Source organism: Streptomyces sp. NBC_01276, assembly GCF_041435355.1.
In the GTDB taxonomy this organism is placed as follows: domain Bacteria; phylum Actinomycetota; class Actinomycetes; order Streptomycetales; family Streptomycetaceae; genus Streptomyces.
Window position 1 is genome coordinate 2,354,391 of the sequence record NZ_CP108442.1, and the last position, 21,926, is coordinate 2,376,316.

General features: G+C 73.2%; 18 protein-coding genes and 1 pseudogene. 5 read left to right on the top strand and 14 right to left on the bottom strand.

The features are described from left to right. The first annotated feature begins 42 nt into the window (after positions 1-42). Entirely contained in the window at positions 43-246 is a 204-nt protein-coding gene (locus tag OG295_RS09860; RefSeq protein WP_371676533.1) for a DUF6191 domain-containing protein, read from the top strand. Here the strand turns inward: OG295_RS09860 and OG295_RS09865 are convergent. From OG295_RS09865 to OG295_RS09890, 6 genes are all read right to left on the bottom strand, one after another. Next, positions 243-3,293 (bottom strand): AAA family ATPase, encoded by a 3,051-nt coding sequence (locus OG295_RS09865; protein WP_371676534.1) that lies wholly within the window; start codon positions 3,291-3,293, stop codon positions 243-245. The genes OG295_RS09860 and OG295_RS09865 overlap by 4 nt on opposite strands. Before the next feature lie 92 nt (positions 3,294-3,385). After that, positions 3,386-3,550, bottom strand: coding sequence for a hypothetical protein (locus tag OG295_RS09870; RefSeq protein ID WP_371676535.1), 165 nt, complete (start codon positions 3,548-3,550; stop codon positions 3,386-3,388). 189 nt (positions 3,551-3,739) lie between these two features. After that, positions 3,740-4,387 carry a hypothetical protein gene (locus OG295_RS09875; protein WP_371676536.1) on the bottom strand — a complete coding sequence of 216 codons (648 nt, stop codon included), beginning with the start codon at positions 4,385-4,387 and terminating at the stop codon, positions 3,740-3,742. Between the two features lie 103 nt (positions 4,388-4,490). Then, positions 4,491-5,045, bottom strand: a complete 555-nt coding sequence (locus OG295_RS09880; protein WP_371676537.1) for a GNAT family N-acetyltransferase — start codon at positions 5,043-5,045, stop codon at positions 4,491-4,493. A 27-nt stretch (positions 5,046-5,072) separates the two neighbouring features. Beyond that, the gene (locus OG295_RS09885) at positions 5,073-7,304 is read right to left on the bottom strand and encodes an MMPL family transporter (RefSeq protein ID WP_371676538.1); all 2,232 of its coding nucleotides are present in this window, start codon (positions 7,302-7,304) and stop codon (positions 5,073-5,075) included. 194 nt (positions 7,305-7,498) lie between these two features. After that, the gene (locus OG295_RS09890; RefSeq protein ID WP_371676539.1) at positions 7,499-7,891 is read right to left on the bottom strand and encodes a signal peptidase I; all 393 of its coding nucleotides are present in this window, start codon (positions 7,889-7,891) and stop codon (positions 7,499-7,501) included. Positions 7,892-7,951: 60 nt separating this feature from the next. On the opposite strand from OG295_RS09890, the gene OG295_RS09895 reads away from it, so the two are divergent. Beyond that, positions 7,952-8,755: a GNAT family N-acetyltransferase gene (locus OG295_RS09895; protein WP_371681150.1), complete on the top strand. Its 804-nt coding sequence runs from the start codon at positions 7,952-7,954 to the stop codon at positions 8,753-8,755. A 129-nt stretch (positions 8,756-8,884) separates the two neighbouring features. After that, on the top strand, positions 8,885-9,385 hold the full coding sequence (locus OG295_RS09900) for a DinB family protein (RefSeq protein ID WP_371676540.1): 501 nt from the start codon (positions 8,885-8,887) through the stop codon (positions 9,383-9,385). Between the two features lie 34 nt (positions 9,386-9,419). Here the strand turns inward: OG295_RS09900 and OG295_RS09905 are convergent. Next, a pseudogene (locus OG295_RS09905) lies at positions 9,420-9,849 on the bottom strand (hypothetical protein). A gap of 70 nt (positions 9,850-9,919) precedes the next feature. Here OG295_RS09905 and OG295_RS09910 point away from each other — a divergent pair. Next, positions 9,920-12,097: a penicillin acylase family protein gene (locus OG295_RS09910; RefSeq protein WP_371676541.1), complete on the top strand. Its 2,178-nt coding sequence runs from the start codon at positions 9,920-9,922 to the stop codon at positions 12,095-12,097. Next, complete coding sequence (locus tag OG295_RS09915) at positions 12,094-12,690, top strand: GNAT family N-acetyltransferase (protein WP_371676542.1); 597 nt, start codon at positions 12,094-12,096, stop codon at positions 12,688-12,690. The genes OG295_RS09910 and OG295_RS09915 overlap by 4 nt, the downstream gene beginning before the upstream one ends. A 152-nt stretch (positions 12,691-12,842) precedes the next feature. On the opposite strand, the gene OG295_RS09920 is transcribed toward OG295_RS09915, so the two are convergent. The 7 genes from OG295_RS09920 to ligA all read right to left on the bottom strand — a co-directional run bounded on the left by OG295_RS09920 (position 12,843) and on the right by ligA (position 21,915). Next, positions 12,843-13,364, bottom strand: a complete 522-nt coding sequence (locus OG295_RS09920; RefSeq protein ID WP_371676543.1) for a hypothetical protein — start codon at positions 13,362-13,364, stop codon at positions 12,843-12,845. An 81-nt stretch (positions 13,365-13,445) separates the two neighbouring features. Further along, positions 13,446-14,957, bottom strand: a complete 1,512-nt coding sequence (gatB, locus tag OG295_RS09925; protein ID WP_356209863.1) for an Asp-tRNA(Asn)/Glu-tRNA(Gln) amidotransferase subunit GatB — start codon at positions 14,955-14,957, stop codon at positions 13,446-13,448. Positions 14,958-14,973: 16 nt separating this feature from the next. Continuing rightward, positions 14,974-15,219 (bottom strand): hypothetical protein, encoded by a 246-nt coding sequence (locus OG295_RS09930; RefSeq protein WP_280916273.1) that lies wholly within the window; start codon positions 15,217-15,219, stop codon positions 14,974-14,976. Beyond that, positions 15,216-16,709, bottom strand: coding sequence for an Asp-tRNA(Asn)/Glu-tRNA(Gln) amidotransferase subunit GatA (gatA, locus tag OG295_RS09935; protein ID WP_371676544.1), 1,494 nt, complete (start codon positions 16,707-16,709; stop codon positions 15,216-15,218). Before gatA ends, OG295_RS09930 begins: the two co-directional genes overlap by 4 nt. A gap of 5 nt (positions 16,710-16,714) precedes the next feature. Next, positions 16,715-17,011: an Asp-tRNA(Asn)/Glu-tRNA(Gln) amidotransferase subunit GatC gene (gene gatC / locus OG295_RS09940; protein WP_007266718.1), complete on the bottom strand. Its 297-nt coding sequence runs from the start codon at positions 17,009-17,011 to the stop codon at positions 16,715-16,717. Positions 17,012-17,108: 97 nt separating this feature from the next. After that, on the bottom strand, positions 17,109-19,325 hold the full coding sequence (locus tag OG295_RS09945) for a putative bifunctional diguanylate cyclase/phosphodiesterase (RefSeq protein WP_371676545.1): 2,217 nt from the start codon (positions 19,323-19,325) through the stop codon (positions 17,109-17,111). Positions 19,326-19,710: 385 nt separating this feature from the next. After that, on the bottom strand, positions 19,711-21,915 hold the full coding sequence (gene ligA, locus OG295_RS09950) for an NAD-dependent DNA ligase LigA (protein ID WP_371676546.1): 2,205 nt from the start codon (positions 21,913-21,915) through the stop codon (positions 19,711-19,713). Positions 21,916-21,926 lie beyond the last annotated feature (11 nt).

The window sequence follows — 21,926 nt, forward strand, 5'->3', positions numbered from 1 at the left end:
CCGAGCGGCCCCGGAGGGGGGCGGAAAGGCACGGTGGGCACGGTGTTCAACGCGATCCAGGAGCTCTTCAACCCCGGTTCTCGGCATGCGCACGAGGAACGTGAACGACTGGAGCTGTCCCGGACCGACGTCGGTGACGGCGATCCGGGACGGGGCCCGATAGACCTCGACTCCGGCCGGGTGCTCATACGTCCGAGGGAGGACGGGCCGGAGGCGGCCGCGGACGCGCCCCGGTCAGCGCACTAGCCGCGGCCCGCCGGGGTGGCGGGCTCCGGCTCCACGGGGGTGAACAGGCGCAGCCTGTGGGCGAGTGCGGCGGCCTCGCCCCGGCCGGCGACGCCCAGCTTGGCCAGGATGTTCGAGACGTGCACGCTGGCCGTCTTCGGGGAGATGAAGAGTTCCTCGGCGATCTGCCGGTTGGTGCTCCCCGTGGCGACCAGGCGCAGGACGTCGCGCTCGCGGCTGGTCAGGCCGAGCGCCTCCAGGGGGTCGGCGGTGTCCCGGCCGGGCCGGTGCGGGCCGGTGTCGTCGGCGGTCAGCGGGAGCCGGGCGCGCTGGGCGAGCAGGGCCAGCTCCTCGCGGAGGCGGCGGGCGCCGAGCCGGTCGGCGGCGGCGTGGGCGTCGCGCAGCAGGTCGGCGGCTTCCTCCCGGTCGGTGCCGCAGGCCAGCATCGCCTCGGCGAGGCGGTGGCGGGCCCGGGCCAGCAGGTAGGGGCGCTGGAGCGGGCGGACGGCGGCCTCGACCGCGGTCCAGTCGGCGAGGGTGTCGCGGTCCTCGGCGCGGAGCAGTTCGGCCCGCAGGTACTCGGCGTGGGCGGCCCAGACGGGTGCCGGCGTCGGCAGGCCCTTGGCGCCGGTGCGGAGCGTCGTCAGGGCCGCCTCGCGGCCCTCGTCGGCGGCGGGCAGGCCGCGGGCGTCGGCCTCGGCGGAGGCGGAGGCCAGCAGCAGCGGCCAGGCGTAGCGGTGCTGGCCGAGCGCGAACCCGAGGGCGACGGCCTCGGCGGTCTCGGCGCGGACGTCGGCGATCCGGCCTTCGCCCTCGGCGATGCCGATCGCCAGCCGGTAGAGCGGCAGCCGGTGCTGGGGCTGGGCGTCGTGGGTGCCGAAGTGGGTGTGGGCGGCGGCCAGCTGGTGGGCTGCCTCGGTCAGTTCGCCACGGGCCAGGGCCAGGTGGACCAGGTGTGCGGCGGCGGTGCCGCGCGGGGGTGCGCCCTGGCCGTCGCGCAGGGTGCGGCGGGCCTCCGTGGCGGCCTCGTCCCAGCGGCCGAGGCTGTACAGGCTCTCCGCCATGTTGCCGCGGAGCCAGGCTTCGGTGTCCAGGAGCCGGGATTTGGCGACGAGCCGGATCCCTTGTTCAGCCAGTTCCACCGCTTCCCGGGACCGTCCGAGTCCTTCGAGTTGAGAGCTGAGGTTGATGTGAGCACGACCTGCGAGCAGGGTGAATCCGAGTTCCGAGGCGCGGAGCAGGACTTCGTGGATCTCGGCGAGTCCGGCGTCCGGGTCGCCGGAGTCGGCGAGCAGGCTGCCGTGGGTGATCCGTGCGTTGAGCTCGGTCTCCTCGGCCCCGACCATCCGCGCGTACTCGACGGCGCGTTCGGCGGCGGCGAGGTTGGCGGGGCCGGGGTTGTGGAGCATGCCCCAGCCGGCGGCGCGGACCAGGACGTCGGCGTGCACCTGGGACGGGGGCAGCCCCTTGACCAGTTCCTGCGCCCTGGCGATCTCCTCCCAGCCGTCGCCCCGGGCGAGGTTGGCCACCAGCCGGGAGCGCTCGGTCCAGAACCAGGCGGCCCGCAGCGGGTCGGAGCCGTCCTCGTCGAGGATCCGCAGGGCGAGCTTGACGAGTTTCAGGGCGCGTTCGCGTTCGCCGCCGAACCGGGCGGCGACGGTGGCCTCGGCGAACAGGTCGAGGCGCTGGAGCGGGGTGGTCTCCGGGTCGCAGCCGCAGGGCGGGTACACGTCGGTGTAGTCCGCGGGGCGCAGTTCCTCCCGGACCTCCTCGGGGGTGCTTTCCCACAGTTCCATGGCTCGCTCCAGCAGGCTGAGCTGCTCGGAGTAGGCGTGCCGGCGGCGGGCGGTGACGGAGGCGGCGAGGACGGCGGGCAGGGCCTTGGCCGGGCTGTTCGCCGCGTACCAGTAGTTGGCCAGCCGGATGACCCGCTCCTCGGCGCGCACCAGGCTCTCGTCGGCCTCCATGGCCTCGGCGTAGCGCCGGTTGACGCGGGCGCGCTCGCCGGGGAGCAGGTCGTCGCTGACGGCCTCGCGGACGAGGGAGTGGCGGAAGCGGTAGCCGTCGCCGTCGGAGGTGGCGAGGAGGATGTTGGCGCCGACGGCCGCCCGAAGGGCCTCGATCAGTTCGTCCTCGCCGAGCTGGACCACGGCGCGCAGCAGGGCGTACTCGACGGTGGAGCCGCCCTCGGCGACGACGCGCACCACCCGCTGGGCGGCGTCGGGGAGGACTTCGACGCGGACGAGCAGCAGGTCGCGCAGGGATTCGGTGAGCCCGGTGCGGCAGCCGCTCTCGCGGGAGGCGACGAGTTCCTCGACGAAGAAGGCGTTGCCGTCGGAGCGGTCGAAGACGGAGTCCACGAAGCTCTCTTCGGGCTGGGTGGCGAGGATCCCGGCGAGCTGGCGGCGGACCTCGGCCCGGTTGAAGCGGCGCAGTTCGATCCGCTGGACGGTGCGCAGCCGGTCGAGTTCGGCGAGGAGGGGGCGCAGCGGGTGGCGACGGTGGATGTCGTCGGCCCTGTAGGTGGCGACGAGGACGAGGCGGCCGCTGCCGAGGGTGCGCAGGAGGTAGGCGAGCAGGTGCCGGGTGGAGGTGTCGGCCCAGTGGAGGTCTTCGAGGACGAGGACGACGGTGCGGTGGGCGGCGAGGCGTTCCAGCATCCTGGCCGTCAGCTCGAAGAGCCGGGCGGTGCTCTCCTCGTCGTGCGGGCCGCGGGGGGTCTCGCCGAGTTCGGGGAGGATCCGGGCGAGTTCGTCCTCCTGGCCGGCGGCCGCGGCGGCGAGTTCGTCGGGCAGCTGGCGGAGCAGGGTGCGCAGGGCAGTCGAAAACGGGGCGAAGGGAAGTCCCTCCGCCCCGATCTCCACACAGCCTCCGACCGCCACCACGGCTCCGCGGCGGGCGGCCTCACCGAGGAACTCCTCGGTCAGCCGGGTCTTGCCGACCCCGGCCTCTCCGCCGATGAGCAGGGCCTGCGGCTCCTGTTCGGCGGCGCGGGTCAGGGCGTCCACGAGTGCGGCCAGTTCGTCGGCTCGGCCGACGAACACCGGGCTGACGGATCTGGTTTCCACACCGCCGAGGATCGCACAGAGGTGCGGGTCGGCGGCACTGCTTATCGCTGCGCTTCTGATCACGCGTCAGCTCACCTGTTCCGCGACGCTGTTTACGCGGCGCGGGTGAAGAGGCTGCGGTGTCCTCTCGCCGTCCTTTCGGATTCCTGGCCGCGAGAGGCGCGGTCGGCCTGCTTGGCCAGCTGGACCATCCGGAAGCGGTCGGCCTCGCGGATGAGGTCGGCGCGGCGGGCGGTGGCCATCTCGTACTCGAACATCTCGTACTCCCTTGTCGCGTTTCTCCGGCACCTCGTTCGGTGTGATCCAAGATTCGCTTCCCAGAGGGGTCCGCCGCATGGGGCTCATGCCGCATCTCTGCGGTGCGGGGGGCCTTAGTACCGGACCCAGGATCCCCGAAGGGACTTAGGTCCGGCCTGAGAGGGAGTGGAGCGGGCGTAAGGCGGTGCCTACTGGGCGGCCGTCGGGAGGGCCACGAGGAGGTCGAAGTACATGAGGCCGAACACCAGGACGCCGAGGACGCCGAGGGCGACGGCGGCCCAGGAGACGGAGCGGACCCAGACCGGCAGCACCCGGCCGGGGGTGCCGAAGGCGGGGCGGGCGAGGACGAAGGCGGCGAGGAGGAGGGCGAGGGTGGACAGGACACCGTTGACGAGGGCGGTCATGTGCCAGGCGTCGCCGTACAGGGCGGCGATCTTCTCCTTGGCGGTGGTCGCGTTGACCGACTCGATCTGGCCGATGAGCGTCTGGCGTTCGGCGATCACACGGGACACCCAGCTGCCGCTGAGGGCGACGAGCCCGAGGCCGGCGGCGACGATGGCGGAGGCCGCGGCGCCGACTCCGGAGCCGTGCCCGGCGTCCTCCCCGTCCTCCCGGTCCGCCCCGTCCTCGTCGAACTCCTCGTCCGCGTCCCCGGCGGCCTCGGCGCCGGCCGCGGTTCCGCCGTCGGCGGCGTCCCGTGCGGCGGACCCGGTGGTCGCGTCGGCGGGGGCGGCCTCGTCGGCCGCGGTGGTGGCGGCCGCGGTGTCCGGCGCCGCCTGCTCCTCGGCGGCGTCCGTCTCGGCGACGGTCGGGGCGAGGGTCTTCGTGGTGTCCATGGCGGGCACCGTAGGCGGCGTTTCTGAGAGGTTCCTGAGAGGGCTCACGGCCCGGGGCGGCCGGCGGGCCGCGGGCCCGGTGAGACGCCCGCGGCCCCGGCGGCTACACGGCGGGGGTGTCGGTCCATTCGTGGGCCAGGAGCGACCAGACCTCGATGTCCTGGCGGACCCCGCGGTGGAGGTGGCTCTGCCGCATGACGCCCTCGCGGGTCATGCCGAGGCGCTCGGCGACCGCGATGCTCTTCTTGTTGCCGGAGGCGACGTGCCATTCCACGCGGTGCATGCCGCGCTCCCGCACGGCCCAGTCGATCAGGACCCGGCAGGCCTTGGTGACCAGGCCGCGGCCGGCCCCGGCGGGCTCCATCCAGCAGCCGACCTCGCAGTTGCCGGAGGCGGCGTCGAAGTTCGGGAAGAGGACCCCGCCGACGAGGGTGCCGTCCACGCGGATGCCGTACAGGCGGCGTCCGTCGGCGGCCGCGGACTCCGCGTTCGAGCCGAGCAGGCGGCGGGCGGATTCGAGGTCGGTGGCGCGGTCCGGGAAGCCGACGTACCGGCCGATGAACTCGCGGCCGCGGTCGATGTGGGCCAGGAACTCCTCGGCGTGCCAGATCTCCAGCGGGAACAGCTGGGCGTCGTCGGCGAGGTCTATCGCGAACATGCGTGCTTCCTTGCGGCTCGTAACCGGTCAGCGGGAAAGGGGGGCCGAGGGCGCGTGGTCCGCGTTCGGCCGCTGCGTCGGAAGTGTCGCACGGGGGCGGCACTCCGGGGGTTCGATGCTGATGCGGGGCAGCCGGCGGTCCAGCCAGCGGGGTATCCACCAGTTCGCCCCGCCGAGCAGGTGCATGAGGGCGGGGACGAGCAGGGTGCGCAGGACGAAGGCGTCCAGCGCGACGGCGGCGGCGAGGGCGATGCCGAACATCGCGATGAGGCGGTCGCCGCTGAGCACGAACGCGAGGAAGACGGAGATCATGATGACGGCCGCGGAGTTGATCACCCGGCTGGTCTCGGCGAGTCCCACCCGGACGGCCCGCCGGTTGTCACCGGTCTCCAGCCATTCCTCGTACATCCGGCTGACCAGGAACACCTGGTAGTCCATGGAGAGCCCGAACAGCACGGAGACCATGATCACCGGGAGGAAGGGCTCGATCGGGCCGGCGCTGCCGAGGCCCAGCAGCTCGCTCCCCCAGCCCCATTGGAAGATCACGACGACCACGCCGAAGGACGAGGCGACGGCCGCGACGTTCATGGCGGCCGCCTTGAGCGGGATGCCGAGGGAGCGGAAGGCCAGCAACAGGAGCAGGCAGCCCAGGGTGATGACCACCCCGACGAAGAGGGGCAGCTTGCCGACGATCACCCCGGCGAAGTCGTCGTAGCCGGCCGTCACGCCGCCGACGTGGGCCTCCATGGTGCTGCCCCGCCCGGCGCGCGGGATGACGTCGCGGCGCAGGGTGTCGACCAGCTCGCTCGTGGCCCGGGACTGCGGCGCGGACCGCGGTACGACCGTGAGGACGGCGGTGTCTCCGCTGCGGTTGAAGACGGCGGGACCGGCGGAGGCGACGTTCCCGGTGGTACGCAGGGCCTCGGTCAGCCGGTCGACGGCGACGTGGTCGCCGGCCCCGTCGAGGCGGGCGACGATCGCGAGCGGGCCGTTCGTGCCGGGCCCGAACCCCTCGGCCAGCAGGTCGTACGCCTTGCGGGTGGTGGATCCGGCCGGATTGTTGCCCTGGTCGGAGGTGCCGAGGTGGAGCGAGAGGGTGGGCAGTGCCAGCACCAGCATGACCAGCGTGGCGAGCAGGCCGAGCGGCTTGGGGTGGCGCTCCACGAAGGCGGACCAGCGGGCTGCGAATCCGGTGGGCGACTCCGGGCGGGGGCCCTCGGCGGCGAGTTTGCGGCGTTCGCGGCGCGAGAGGGCCCGGGGGCCTATGTACGAGAGGAGGGCGGGCAGCAGGGTGACGGAGGCCGCCACCGTGAGGACCACGGTGAGGGAGGCGGCCAGCGCGACGCCGTCGAGGAAGTCCAGCCGCAGCACCAGCATGCCGAGCAGGGCTATGCAGACGGTGGCCCCGGCGAAGACGACGGCCCGGCCCGTGGTGGCGACGGCGTTCTCGGCGGCCTCGGCGACGGTGAGCCCGCGGGTCAGCCCCTTGCGGTGCCGCGTGACGATGAACAGGGCGTAGTCGATGCCCACACCGAGGCCGACGAGCGTGCCCAGCATCGGCGCGAAGTCGGCGACGGGCATGGCGTGCCCGAGGAGGGTGATTGCGAAGTAGGCGCTGCCGACGCTCACCAGGGCGGTCGCGATGGGCAGCAGGCTCGCGGCGAGGGAGCCGAAGGCGAGGAAGAGGACCACGGCGGCGATGACGACGCCGATGACCTCGGCGAGGTGGGCGCTGGGCGCCTCGGTCAGCCCTATCGCGCGGCCGCCGAGTTCGACCTGGAGTCCGTCGGCCCGGGTGGCCGGGTCGCGGACCGTGTCCACGACCGCCTTGGCCTGGGAGCGGGGTACGGAGTCGGCCGGCCGGTCGAAGGTGACGACGGCGTAGGCGGTGCGGCCGTCGGGGCTGATCTGCGCGGCGCCGGCGGGGCCCGGCCCGTAGGGCCCGACGACCGATCCGACGCCGGGCAGGGCGGCGACGGCGTCCAGGGCCCGGGTCATGCGCCGTTCGACGTCCGGGGTCCGCGCGTTCTGGTGGTCCGGGGTCCGCCACACGATGGTGTCGGTGTCACCGCCCTGACCGTGGAAACCCTCCCGCAGGAGGGCGTTCGCCTTCGCCGACTCCGTGCCGGGAACCTCGTAGTCGTTGGAGAACGCGGTTCCGGCCGCGCCGGCCGCGGCGGCGGTGGCGCCGAGGGCGAGCAGCCAGATCAGGACGGTGACCAGTCGGTGCCGCATGCACCACCGTGCGATTGCTGCCAACGGACGTGCTCCCTGGTGGTTCGGATCTTCAGCGGGAGGCGGCCCGACGCAAAGAACTCGTGAACTCGTGAACTGCTGGATTTGTGAAAAGGCGGGGTGGTCTACACCTCAAAACGCCACGATCTCAGCGTTCGGTGATCCTTGGCGCATTTCGTGTGCATCGTCACAGGCCCGCGCGGGTGCGGGGCTCCCGGTCAGGGGGCGGGCGGGACGGAAGGCGGGTCGGCGCGGTAGCCGGGGACCGAGGGCCAGCGCACGGTGAGGACCACCGCGTCCTCCTCGGCGTACCAGGAGTGGTCGACCCCGCGCCCCCAGACCACGTAGTCCCCCTGCTCGGCGAGGACCACGGTCCGGCCGGGGAACTCCAGCCGGAACCGGCCGCTGATGAGGACCTGGAGCGCGGTGCGGTGTTCACCGGTGACCCACCGGGCGCGTTCCTCGCCCTTGGGGTGGACGCCCCACTTGATCTCGACGTCCTCGCTGTGGCGGGGGTCGCCGGGCTCCTTGAAGTGACCGAGCAGCCAGCCCCGGTCGGCGGCGGCGTCGGGCGCGGCCTTGCCGGTGTAGATCACGGATTCGTCGTTCACGGGCCGAGGCTATTGCAGTTGTGGAAGCGGGCCGACAGCTGGTGAGCTGGCCCGATGACGATGGATCAGGACGAACTGCTGAAGGTGCGCGACCGGTACGACGCGCAGATGCGGCGCGACGCCGTGCCCGACGCCGCGAACGCGCGGGTGGAACGGGTGGGGGCGGTCGTCCGGCAGACCGTGCCGGGGCTCGGCTGGAACGGCGTGCTGTGGTCGGACCTCGACGCGGACACGGCGGACGCGGAGATCGCGGCGCAGGTGGCGCACTTCGGGGCGCACGCCGACGCCGGGGGCGACGAGGAGTTCGAGTGGAAGCTCTACTCCCACGACCGGCCCGCCGACCTCGGGGACCGGCTGCGGGCGGCGGGCTTCGTGCCGGAACCGCCGGAGACCCTGCTGGTGGGCCGGTCCGATGAGCTCGCCGCGCTGTCGGCGGAGCCGCCGGAGGGGATCACCCTGCGGGTGGTCACGGACGAGGCCGGGGTGGACCTGATGATGGAGGTCCACCGGCGGGCCTTCGGCAGGGAGCGGCCGCGGATCCGGGAGGGGATGCTGAGTCTGCTGCGGGACGAGCCGGACACGATCGAGGCCGTCCTCGCGATGGCCGGAGACGTTCCGGTCAGCGCGGCCCGCATGGAGATGCGGCCCGGCTGCTCCTTCGCCGGCCTGTGGGGCGGCGGGACCGACCCGCAGTGGCGCGGGCGGGGCATCTACCGCCTGCTGGTGGCCCACCGGGCCCGCGTCGCGGCGGCCCGCGGCATCCCGTACCTCCAGGTGGACGCCTCGGAGGACAGCCGCCCGATCCTGGAGCGGCTGGGCTTCGGGGTCCTGGGCGTGACGACCCCGTACATCCGGCGGCGCTGACGGGGGACCGGGGTGGCGGTGGGGACCCGTCGCGGAGGTCCCGGACCGTCCCGGCCGGGGCCCACGACGGACGGACCCCCGTGGCCGGAACTCGCCCCCCGGTGGGGCCGAGGGGGGAGGATCGGGCGCATGGAACGCATAGGACCTCCCCTGACCGGGAACGAACGCGAGACGCTGCGCGCGTACCTCGACTTCCACCGGGCCACCCTCGCCTGGAAGTGCGAGGGCCTCACCGACGAGGAGCTGCGCCGCCCGGCCTCACCGCCGTCCACCCTGTCGCTGCTCGGTCTCGTCCGGCACATGGCGGAGGTGGAGCGCCAGTGGTTCCGCCGCACGATCGGCGGGGCGGTCGTCCCGCACCTGTGGTCCGAGGAGCACGACTTCCAGGCCGCCTACGACGCCTCCGGCGCGACCCGCGCCGAGGCGTTCGCCGCGTGGGAGGCGGAGGTCGAGCACTCCCGCGCCGTCGAGGCCGCCGCAGCGTCCCTGGAGGTGACGGCGCACGTCCCGAAGTGGGAGGCGGACGCCTCGCTCCGGCTGGTGATGCTGCACATGATCCACGAGTACGCCCGCCACAACGGCCACGCGGACTTCCTCCGCGAGGCCATCGACGGCACCGTCGGGGCGTGAACACCCGGGGCACGGGCGCTCGGGGCGCGGGCGCTCAGGCCGGACGCCGGTAGCCCCGTCCGCGCACGCACCGCTTCGGCAGGGCGAGCTTCCTGCGCGGGTACGCCGTCAGGGCGCGGGGGGTGGCGGTGTCGCGGGCCGGCCAGACGTACGCCGGCGCCGGGTCCGAACCGAGCAGCTCCGGCAGCCCGGCCCGGACCCGGTCGGCCAGGGCCGTGCCGGCGCGCGGCACCCGCCGGACGTCGCGCGGGGCCTCGCCGGCCCGTACGGGCGGCTCCGCGTCCGAACCGGGCGCGGCCCCACATCGTGGGGCGTGCGGAGCCCCCGACAGCCGCCGGTGGGCCGCCGTCGGTGACGTGGACCCGGCGGACGCGCTCGGTGGCCTCCTCCGCCCCGGTCACCGTGAACGTGAAGTCCTCGCCCCTCATGAGCTTGAGGACCACGCCCTCCCAGCCCTCACCCACCGCCGCGTCCGCCCCTTCCCCCACACCCTTATAGTTAGGGCAGCCTAACCTAAGACTCTGGGGGAAGAGTGTGAGCAGTGTGACTACCGAGGCCTACGAGGTCTACCGCGACAGCTGGGGCATCCCCCACCTCCGTGCGTCCGACCCCCTCCGGCTCTCCTACGCCCAGGGCCGCGTCACGGCCGTGGACCGGGCCTGGCAGCTGGAGGTCGAACGGCACCGCGCCCAGGGCTCCAGCGCCGCGTTCCTCGGGCCCGAGTGCGTCACCTGGGACCGGTTCGCCCGCCAGGCCCGCCTCGACGACACCGCCCGGCGCTGCCACGAGGCCCTCGACCCCGACACCGCGGCCTGGGTGCGCGCCTACGTCGACGGGGTCAACGCCGGCCTCGCCGAAGGCGCCGCCCGCGACGACCGGTTCGCGCGCACCGGCCACACCCCCACCCCCTGGGAGCCCTGGGTCCCGCTCTCGATCTGGATCGGCACCCACATCCTCTTCGCGGGCTTCGCCACCAAGCTCTGGCGCGAGCGCGTGGCCCGCGTCCTGGGCCACGGGGCCACCACCCTCTTCGCGACGGACGGACCGGGCACCGCGGGCAGCAACGGGTGGCTGGTCCCGGGCGGGCGGACCGCCACCGGCGCGGCGATCATCGCCGGCGACCCGCACCGGTTCATCGAGGACCCCGGTGTCTACCAGCAGATACGCCTGGCCTGCCCCGAGTACGACGTCCTCGGCCTGGCGGTCCCGGGCGTCCCCGGGCTCGGCCACTTCGGGCACACGGGCGGCGTCGCCTGGGCGATCACCAACGCCATGGCCGACTACCAGGACCTCTACGTCGAGCGGCTCAGGGCCGCGGCCGACGGGGACGGGGTGGAGGCCCTCGGCCCGGACGGCACCTGGGAGCCGGTGGCCCGGCACACGGAGACCGTCACCGTGGCCGGGGGACCGGAGGTGGAGGTCGAGGTCCTGGAGACCCGCCGCGGCCCGGTGATCATCCGCCCGGACGCCCCGGAAGGCCCGGACGCCCCGGACGCCCCGATCACCGTCCGCACCACCGCCACCACGGCCCCCGCCGACGCCGTGACCACTCCGGACGCCCCCGACGCCCCCGACACCCCCCAGACCCTCTCTCTCCGCTACCCGCCCCGCGTCCGCGCGGACCTCGGCTTCGCCGCCCTCCCCGCGCTGCTGCGCGCCCGCACCGTCGCCGACGTCGACCGCGCCCTCGACGGCTGGGCCGAGCCCGTCAACGTCGTCCACGCCGCCGACACGGAGGGCGGCCTCCTGCACCGCGTCGCGGGCGCCGTCCCGCTGCGCGACCCCGCCAACCGGCTCCGCCCGGTGCCCGCCTGGGAGCCGCGGCACGCCTGGCGGGGCTGGACGCCCACCCCCGCCGAGCCGGTGCAGGGCTTCGCCGTCATGGCGAACGCACGCGGCATCGCCTCCCCCCTCGGCGTGGAGTTCGCGCCCCCGCACCGCGCCAACCGCATCCGCGCGCTGCTCAGCGGCTCGGCGGACTGGACGCCCGGCGCGATGGCCGACGTGCACCGGGACACGCACCTCGCGTCGGCAGCGCCCCTGCTCGACCTGCTTGCCGCGCTCGACGGCCTCTCCCCCGCCGCCGACCGGCTCCGGGCCCGGCTGCTCGCGTGGGACCGGCACATGGAGGCCGACAGCACCGACGCCACCGTCTTCTCGGCCCTGCGCACCGCGACCGTACGCCGTCTCGCGGCCGACCCGGTCTTCGCGGGCCTGGCCGGTGCCCCGGCCGGCCCCGACGTGTTCCACCCGTGGCTGTACCTGGTCCCGCGCGTCGGCTACGCCCTGGAGGGCCTGCTCACCACCTCCCTCCTGCCCGCCCTGGACCGGGCGGCGCACGTCCGGGCCGCCCTGGAGGAGACGGCCGCCGCGGACCTCCCCGACACCCCCTGGTCCCGGGTGCACGTCCTCGCCCCGTGGCAGGCGGTCCCCGACCCGCGGGCGCAGTGGCCCGGCCTCGGCGGCGACCACGACTGCGTCAACGCCACCTCCTCCGTCCCCGGGTTCACCGACCGCACCGCCCGCGCCTCGGCCGCCCGCTACGTCTGGGACCTGGCCGACCGCCGGAACAGCCTCTGGGCCGTCCCGCTGGGCGCGGACGGCGTCACCGGCTCCCCCCACCACCGCGACCAGCTCCCGCTCTGGGCCGACTGCGCCCTCGTCCCCGTCGTCACCGACTGGGCCCTGCTCACCAAGGAAGAGTCCGCATGACCACCGCCTCCACCCGCACCCCCGTCCACACCCACCCCGTCGAGGGCTTCGGGACGGTCACCATCACCCCCGTCGACCCCGCCGCCGATTCCGCGCTGATCCACAGCTGGGTCACCGAGGAACGCGCCCGCTTCTGGGGCATGGGCGGGGCGAGCCGCGAGCTGGTCCAGGAGATCTACGAGGACGTCGACCGCCGCACCACCCACCACGCGTTCCTGGTCGGCCTCGACGGGGAGCCGGTGGCCCTGTTCCAGACGTACGACTGCGCCGAGGACCGGGTCGGCGAGTGCTACGAGGTCCGGCCCGGCGACGTCGGCGTGCACCTGCTGATCGGGCCGACCGGCGGCGCGGCCCGGCACGGCTTCACGGGAACCCTGGTCGCGACCTTCGTCGCCTACCTGTTCTCCGACGCGGGCGCCCGCCGGGTGGTCGCCGAGCCGGACGCCCGCAACGCCAAGGCCATCTCCCTGCTGGAGCGCTCCGGCTTCGTGCTCGGTCCGGAGGTGGAGCTCCCGGAGATCGACCTCCCCGAGGTCCACCTGCCGGCCAAGCCCGCCCGTCTCGCCTTCCTCAGCCCGCGGGCCGCTCGCTGAGGAACTCCTCGACCAGCCCGGCCCGTTCGGCCGGGCGCCCGGCGAAGGGGAGGTGCCCGGTGGGCGGTTCCGCGTACCGGGCACCCGGCACGGCGCGGCCGGCTCCCGCCGGAGGGCGAGCGGCACGAGCGCGCCGCCGCCCCCGTGCGCCTTCAGCCCGCCGGCACCCCGAGGTCCTCGCGCATGGCGGTGCGCATCTCCCGGGTCAGGGCCCAGATGCCGTGCTGGGCCCGAGAGGCCGTCGCCATCGTCTCGCCCGCCTCGGGGGCGTCCCGCTCCAGGCGCTTGACCTGCCCGTAGACGGCGTTCAGGGACCGGTTGACGGCGGACGCGCGCTCCAGCACCGTGTCCGGGGCGATCATCTGCGCCTCCGAGTAACTGTCCCGGTGCGCGGCCTTCGCCGCGTCGAGCGCCTCCCGGTCCGTCTCCTCGACGGCGCGTTCCCGCATCACGTGCAGGTGGCGGTTGAGGGCGGTGGCGAACTGGCGGGAATCCCGGTTGAGGGCCGTGTAGCAGGCGCGCCGCAGCGTCAGGCCGGCGCGGACCTCCTCGTGCCCGCGCACGAGTTCTATCTCGCGGCGCTTCGCCCGCGCCGCACCCCGCTGGGTGAGCAGCGCCCCGCCCAGGGTCCCCGCCACGCCCACGACCGCGATGACCACCGCACCGATCTCCACCCGCACACCCCCTGTACGCAGACGGGCGGCCCGTACCGATCGGGTCGATCGGTACGGGCCGCCACCTCACAGCCCGTGGAGTTACTCGGAGACGCCGAGCTTCTCCAGGATGAGCTCCTTGACGCGCGCCGCGTCGGCCTGGCCGCGGGTGGTCTTCATGACCGCGCCGACCAGGGCGCCGACAGCGGCGACCTTGCCACCGCGGATCTTGTCTGCGATGGCCGCGTTGCCCGCGATGGCCTCGTCCACGGCCGCGCCGAGCGCGCCCTCGTCCGAGACGACCTTCAGGCCGCGCTTCTCGACGACCTCGTCCGGGGTGCCCTCGCCGGCGAGAACGCCCTCGATGACCTGACGGGCCAGCTTGTCGTTCAGGTCGCCGGCCGCGACCAGGGCCGCGACCCGGGCCACCTGGGCCGGGGTGATCGGCAGCTCGTCGACGACGACGCCCTGCTCGTTGGCGTTGCGGGCCAGCTCGCCCATCCACCACTTGCGCGCGGCGGCCGAGTCGGCGCCCGCTTCGATGGTGGCGACGATGGAGTCGACCGCGCCCGCGTTGAGGATGGACTGCATGTCGTGCTCGCTGACGCCCCACTCCTCACGGAGCCGGTTGCGGCGCACGCGCGGCATCTCGGGCAGGCCGCCGCGCAGCTCCTCGACCCAGTCACGGGCCGGGGCGACGGGGACCAGGTCGGGCTCCGGGAAGTACCGGTAGTCCTCGGCGTTGTCCTTGATGCGGCCGGCCGTGGTGGAGCCGTCCTCCTCGTGGAAGTGCCGGGTCTCCTGCACGATCGTGCCGCCGGACGACAGCACGGCCGCGTGGCGCTGGATCTCGAAGCGCGCCGCACGCTCGACGGAGCGCAGCGAGTTGACGTTCTTCGTCTCGCTGCGGGTGCCAAACTCGGACTCGGGGGTCGGGCGCAGCGACAGGTTCACGTCGCAGCGCATCTGGCCCTTGTCCATGCGGGCCTCGGAGACGCCGAGCGCCTTGATGACCTCGCGCAGCTCGGCCACGTACGCCTTGGCGACCTCGGGGGCGCGCTCGCCCGCGCCCTCGATCGGCTTGGTGACGATCTCGATGAGCGGGATGCCGGCGCGGTTGTAGTCCAGCAGGGAGTGCGACGCGCCGTGGATGCGGCCGGTGGCACCGCCGACGTGCAGCGACTTGCCGGTGTCCTCCTCCATGTGGGCGCGCTCGATCTCCACGCGGAAGATCTCGCCGTCCTCCAGCTGTACGTCGAGGAAGCCGTTGAAGGCGATCGGCTCGTCGTACTGGGAGGTCTGGAAGTTCTTCGGCATGTCCGGGTAGAAGTAGTTCTTCCGGGCGAAGCGGCACCACTCGGCGATCTCGCAGTTCAGCGCGAGACCGATCTTGATGGCCGACTCGACGCCGATCGCGTTGACGACCGGGAGCGAGCCGGGCAGACCGAGGCAGGTGGGGCAGGTCTGCGAGTTGGGCTCGGCGCCCAGCTCGGTGGAACAGCCGCAGAACATCTTGGTCTTGGTGCCGAGCTCGACATGGACCTCAAGGCCCATGACGGGGTCGTACGACGCGAGGGCGTCTTCGTACGACAGCAGTTCGGTGAAGGTGGTCACGGTGAAACTTTCCCTCTCAGCCCAGCAGGACGTCGTCGTCGCCCAGGCGCTTCAGCTCGCGGTACAGGATCGCGAGACCGGTGACGATGGCGGCGGCGGACACGACGGCGTCGACCAGCTTCAGCGTGTCGTGCTCGGTGCGGGCCTTGCGGGCCTGCTTGAGCACGCTGATGGCACCGAAAGCGGTGGTGCCGATCGACAGGTACGTACCGGACTTGGACTTCTTGAAGCCCTTGGCCTTGGACAGCGCACTCGAACTCACAGCGACGGTGCCTCCTCAAGCAGCGGGTGCCCCCAGCGCTCGACGAAGGCGGCCTCGACGGCGGCACCGACCTTGTACAGCCGGTCGTCCTTCATCGCGGGGGCGATGATCTGCAGTCCGACCGGGAGACCGTCCTCCGGTGCCAGGCCGCAGGGGAGCGACATGGCGGAGTTGCCGGCCAGGTTGGTCGGGATGGTGCACAGGTCCGCGAGGTACATCGCCAGCGGGTCGTCGGTGCGCTCACCGATGGCGAAGGCGGTGGTCGGGGTCGTCGGGGAGACGATCACGTCGACCTGCTCGAAGGACTTCTCGAAGTCCTTCGTGATGAGCGTGCGGACCTTCTGGGCGGAGCCGTAGTACGCGTCGTAGTAGCCGGAGCTGAGCGCGTACGTGCCGAGGATGACGCGGCGCTTGACCTCGTCGCCGAAGCCGGCTTCGCGGGTCAGGGCGGTGACGTCCTCGGCGGACCTGGTGCCGTCGTCGCCGACGCGCAGGCCGTAGCGCATGGCGTCGAAGCGGGCGAGGTTCGAGGAGCACTCGGACGGCGCGATCAGGTAGTACGCGGCCATCGCGAGGTCGAACGACGGGCAGTCCAGCTCGACGATCTCGGCGCCGAGCTCCTTGAGGAGCTCCACCGACTCGTTGAAGCGCTGGACGACGCCGGCCTGGTAGCCCTCGCCGGCGAACTGCTTGACCACACCGACGCGCATGCCGGCGACGGAGCCGTTGCGGGCCGCCTCGACGACCGGCGGGACCGGGGCGTCGATGGAGGTGGAGTCGAGCGGGTCGTGGCCGGCGATGACCTCGTGGAGCAGCGCCGCGTCCAGGACCGTACGGGCGCAGGGTCCGCCCTGGTCCAGGGAGGAGGAGAAGGCCACCATGCCGTAGCGGGAGACGCCGCCGTAGGTGGGCTTGACGCCGACGGTGCCCGTGACGGCGGCGGGCTGACGGATGGAACCGCCGGTGTCCGTGCCGATGGCGAGCGGGGCCTGGAACGCGGCGAGGGCCGCGGCGCTGCCGCCGCCGGAGCCGCCGGGGATCCGGGTGAGGTCCCAGGGGTTGCCGGTGGGGCCGTAGGCGCTGTTCTCCGTGGAGGACCCCATGGCGAACTCGTCCATGTTGGTCTTGCCGAGGATGACGACGTCGGCTTCCTTCAGCTTGCGCGTCAGGGTGGCGTCGTACGGCGGGATCCAGCCTTCGAGGATCTTCGAACCGACGGTGGTCGGGACCCCGACGGTGGTGAAGATGTCCTTGAGCGCGAGCGGGACGCCGGCCAGCGGGCCGAGCTCCTCGCCGGCGGCCTTCTTGGCGTCGACGGCGCGGGCCTGCGCGAGGGCACCCTCGCGGTCGACGTGCAGGAAGGCGTGGACCTTCTCGTCGGTCGCCTCGATCCGGGCCAGGTGGGCCTCGGTGACCTCGACGGCCGTGAGCTCGCCGGAGGCGATCTTCTCGGCGGTCTGCGCGGCCGTGAGCTTGATGATGTCGATCATGACTGTTAGTCCTCCCCCAGGATCTGCGGCACCTTGAAACGCTGCTGCTCCTGGGCGGGAGCGCCGGAAAGCGCCTGCTCGGGGGTGAGCGACGGACGGACCTCGTCCGCGCGCATGACGTTCGTCAGCGGCAGCGGGTGGGAGGTCGGCGGGACGTCTTGGTCGGCGACCTCGGAAACGCGGGCGACCGCGCCGATGATGTCGTCGAGCTGTCCTGCGAAGTGGTCGAGCTCTTCGCTCTTCAGCTCCAGACGCGCCAGCCGAGCGAGGTGGGCGACCTCCTCGCGCGTGATGCCAGGCATGCAGCGATCCTCTGGGGGTGGTGAGTGTGTAGGTTTCGGGCCCAATCCTATGGGGCCCGGCCCCGACCCACTAAACGGTTACCCCCGGACCCCCGCGTCAGGAGGGGGAACCGGTCGGCGTCTCCGACGTGGCGGCGGCCGCTGCGGCGAGTTCCGCCGTGATGTCGGCCGGGCGGCGCCAGCCGCGTTCGCCGCGCGCCAGCAGCCAGGCCGTCGCCTCCTGGGGAGGCATGGCGGCGGCGACCAGCCAGCCCTGGACCGCGTCGCAGCCCAGGTCCCGCAGGCGTTCCCAGGTCTCGTCGTCCTCCACGCCCTCGGCGACGACCAGCAGCCCCAGGGAGTGCGCCAGGTCCACCGTGCACCGCACGATCTCCGCGTCCTGCGCGTCCACCGCCAGCCGGGCGACGAAGGACCGGTCGATCTTCAGCTCGCTCACCGGGAGCCGGCGCAGGTGCACGAGCGAGGAGTAGCCGGTGCCGAAGTCGTCCAGGGACATCTTCACCCCGTGGCCGGTCAGCCCGGCCATGGTGTCGGCCGCCCGCTGGGGGTCCTCCAGCAGCACGTGCTCCGTTATCTCCAGCTGGAGGCCGCTCGCCGGGACCCCGTGCCGGGCCAGGCGCGCCGCCACCGCTCCGGCGAAGCCCGGGGTGTGGACGTCGCGCGGGGAGACGTTGACGGCGACCGGGACCTTCAGGCCCTGCGCCCGCCAGCGCGCGACCTGCGCGAGGGCGGTCTCCAGGACGTACTCCGTCAGGTGCGGCATCAGTCCGGAGGTCTCGGCGATCGCGATGAACTCGTCGGGCGAAACCCTGCCACGCTCCGGGTGCACCCAGCGGACGAGGGCCTCCAGCCCCGCCACCTGGCCGTCGAAGCGGACCTTCGGCTGGTAGTGGAGTTCCACCTCGCCGGCGTCCAGGGCCCGCCGCAGGTCGCCGAGGAGGCCGAGCCGGTCGGGCGTGTTGCTGTCGCGCTTGGACTCGTAGACCTCCACGCCGGTGCGGTCGCGCTTGGCCTGGTACATGGCCACGTCGGCCCGCCGCAGCAGCCCCTCCGCGTCCAGCGCGTGGTCGGGGAAGACGGCGAGGCCTGCGCTGGCCTCCAGGACGAGGGTGAGGCCGTCCAGGTCGAGGGGGGAGCTGAGCTCGGCGACCAGGTGGCGGGCGACCCGCTGGGCGCTGGTGGTGGAGTCCGCGAAGGGCAGCAGGACGGCGAACTCGTCGCCGCCCAGACGGGCCGCCTCCGCGTCGGGCGGGAGGGCCTGGCGCAGCCGGTCGGCGATCTGGAGCAGCAGCCGGTCCCCCGCCAGGTGGCCGAGGGTGTCGTTGACGGCGCGGAAGCGGTCCAGGTCGATCAGCACCAGGGCCGACCGGGTGCCCAGCCGTTCGGCCTCGTCCAGCGCGGACCAGGCCCGCTCCAGCAGCCACTGCCGGTTCGGCAGCCCGGTCAGCGGGTCGCGCAGCTGTTCCTCGGCTCGGGCCCGCGCGATCCACAGGGTGGAGTCGAGGGCGATGAGCGGTACCGCGAACAGCGGCAGCAGCACCGGCTGGGTACTGGCGACCACGCAGATCAGCGGGGCGATGCCGAGCAGGGCCGCGGCGACGAGCGCCTGCCGGATCAGGGCGGTACGGGCCACGGTGGGCAGCCCGCCGCCGCGCGGGGTCAGCGCGAACCACAGCAGGACCCGGGTGACGAGCAGGTAGGAGACGGCGACCAGGACCACCTCGGGGACGGCCGCGAGGTCCCAGGTGGTGGGCGACCAGGGCTCCCCGACGGTCGGGGCGTCGCCGAAGGCGGCCAGGACGAGGGCCCCCGCGCCGATGCCGAGGATGTCGACGGAGCCGTGCAGCAGGCCCTGGCGCCAGCGGTGCCGGCGGGCGGCGCCGACCAGGGAGACCACCGCGAGCGAGACGAGTCCGGCCGGAATCCACCCGTAGAGGATGAGCACGCCCAGGGTGAGGGCCGCGCCCGACCCGGTGCCGCCCCACCAGCGGTCCCGGCCCAGTGCCACGAGGTGGCCGACGATGATGCCCGTGAGCAGGGCCAGCGCCCAGCCGACGGTGCCTCCGGGGAACAGTGCCTGACGGTCGGTCAGTGCCAGGGCGATGCCGCCGAGGAGCACGACGGCGGACAGGCCCACGACGACGAGGGGCAGCACGGTGCGCCGCCGCCCCTGCCCCGTCCCGCCGCCCGATCCGGTGTCGAGGGCACGGGTCTCCGGTGTCCTGGCCCCCAGGACACCGAGCCGGCCCGCCCGCATGGGCGGGATGTCCCCGCCGAATTCAGGTGACGGGTCGGCGCTTTCGGTGGGTTTCATGCCCGTCCCTCTCACAGCCGGCGATGCCGATGTCACGCGATGGCCCCGATGTCATGCCATCACGGCCGGAAGCGCATCAGGCAGCCGTGCACGACAGGCGCACCCCACAACAGTAGGACGCGAGAGGCTCCCAGGGGCAGCTGTCGGCGGTGGTTGCCCGAATGCGACCCAGCCATCCTCATCAGTACGGTATCCGCCGAACGGGTGAGTTTGGACCAGGACCCCCGGCTCACCCATCCGATGATCCGACAGCTCACCGCCCCAGGACCAGCCCTGTACCGGCCGTTTACCACCGGACTCCGCGCCGGGCGTGCGCCCGCCCGTACGGCCGCACGCCACGCATCCGTTCGCCTTCGCCACTCCCTGCGGGCGATTCCCGTTCGGGCTACTCCCCCGCCGCGCCCCCGCCCTCGATCGGCAGCGCCGCCTCGCGGGCCGCGTCCGGTCCCCGCTCCAGCAGGACGGCGAAGCCGGCGTCGTCGAGGACGGCCAGCCCCAGCTGCACCGCCTTGTCGTACTTGGAGCCGGGGTTGTCCCCGACCACGACGAAGGAGGTCTTCTTCGACACCGATCCGGTCACCTTGGCGCCCCGGCTCTGCAGGGCCTCCTTGGCGCCGTCCCGGGTGTGGCTCTGCAAAGTGCCGGTGACGACCACCGTCAGCCCCTCCAGCGGACGCGGGCCCTCTTCCTCGGCGGAACCTTCCTCTTCCATGCGGACACCGGCCTCCCGCCACTTGCGCAGGATCTCCTGGTGCCACTCGACGGCGAACCACTCCTTGAGGGAGGCGGCGATGATCGCCCCGACGCCCTCGGTGGCGGTCAGCTCCTCCTCGGTGGCCTGCTCGATGCGCTCGATCGACCGGAACTCCCGGGCCAGGGCCTCCGCCGCGACCGGGCCGACGTGCCGGATCGACAGGCCGTTGATGATGCGGGCGAGCGGGCGCTGCTTGGCCGCCGCGATGTTCTCCAGCATGGCCAGGGCGTTCTTCTTCGGCTCGCCCTTCTGGTTGGCGAAGACCGTGACGATCTTCTCCTCGCCCGTCTTCGGATCCCGCTTGGGCAGCCCGCTGTCCTGGTCGAGGACGTACGCCTTGATGGGAAGCAGCTGCTCGATGGTGAGGCCGAAGAGGTCGCCCTCGTCGAGGAGCGGCGGCTCGGCGGGCTCCAGCGGGCCGGTGAGCGCGGCCGCCGCGACGATCCCGAAGTTCTCGATGTCCAGGCTCTGTCTGCCGCCGAGGTAGTAGAGCCGCTCGCGCAACTGCGCCGGGCAGGACTGCCCGTTGGGGCAGCGGACGTCGATGTCCCCCTCCTTCATCGGCCGCAGCGCCGTCCCGCACTCGGGGCACTCCGCGGGCATCACGAACTCCCGCTCGCCGCCGTCGCGCAGGTCCACCACCGGGCCCAGGATCTCGGGAATGACGTCGCCCGCCTTGCGGAGCACGACGGTGTCCCCGATGAGCACGCCCTTGGCCTTGACGACCTCCTGGTTGTGCAGGGTCGCGAACTCCACCTCGGAGCCCGCCACCGTGACCGGCTCCACCTGCGCGTACGGGGTCACGCGCCCGGTGCGGCCGACCCCGACCTTGATGTCGATCAGCTTGGTGTTGACCTCTTCCGGCGCGTACTTCCAGGCGATCGCCCAGCGCGGGGCGCGGGCGGTGGAGCCGAGCCGGCCCTGGAGCGCGATCTCGTCGAGCTTGACGACCACTCCGTCGATCTCGTGCTCCACCGAGTGCCGGTTCTCGCCGAAGTACGCGATGAAATCGCGGACTTCGGCGAGCGAGGAGACGACCTTGTTGTGCCGGGCGGTGGGCAGGCCCCACTCGTGGAGCAGCTCGTACGCCTGGGACTGGCGCTCGATCCCGAAGCCCTCGCGGGCGCCGATGCCGTGCACCACCATGTGCAGCGGGCGGCTCGCGGTGACCTTCGGGTCCTTCTGGCGCAGCGAACCGGCGGCCGCGTTGCGCGGGTTGGCGAAGGGCTTGCCCTGGGCCTCCACGAGCCGGGCGTTGAGCTCCTCGAACTTCTCCATCGGGAAGAAGACCTCGCCGCGGATCTCGACGAGGGCCGGGATCCGGTCGCCCTTCAGCCGGTCCGGGATCTCGGCGATGGTGCGGACGTTGGGCGTGATGTCCTCACCGGTGCGGCCGTCGCCGCGGGTGGCGGCCCGGGTCAGGCGGCCGTTCTCGTAGGTGAGGTTGACGGCGAGGCCGTCCACCTTGAGCTCGCACAGGTAGTGGAAGTCCGGGGTGTTGACGTCGCGGGCCACGCGCTCGGCCCACGCGGCCAGTTCCTCGTCGTCGAAGGCGTTGTCGAGGGAGAGCATCCGCTCGCGGTGCTCGACGGAGGCGAAGTCCGTCTCGTACGCCCCGGCCACCTTCTGGGTGGGCGAGTCGGGGGTGCGCAGCTCGGGGTACTGCTCCTCCAGGGCCTCCAGCGAGCGCAGCAGCCGGTCGAACTCGGCGTCGCTGACGACCGGCTGGTCGTTGACGTAGTACCGGAAGCGGTGCTCCTCGACCTGCTCGGCGAGCAGCGCGTGCTGTTCACGCACCGCCGTCGGTACCGCCGTGTCCTGCTGTTCGGCTGCCATGCCGTGTCCTC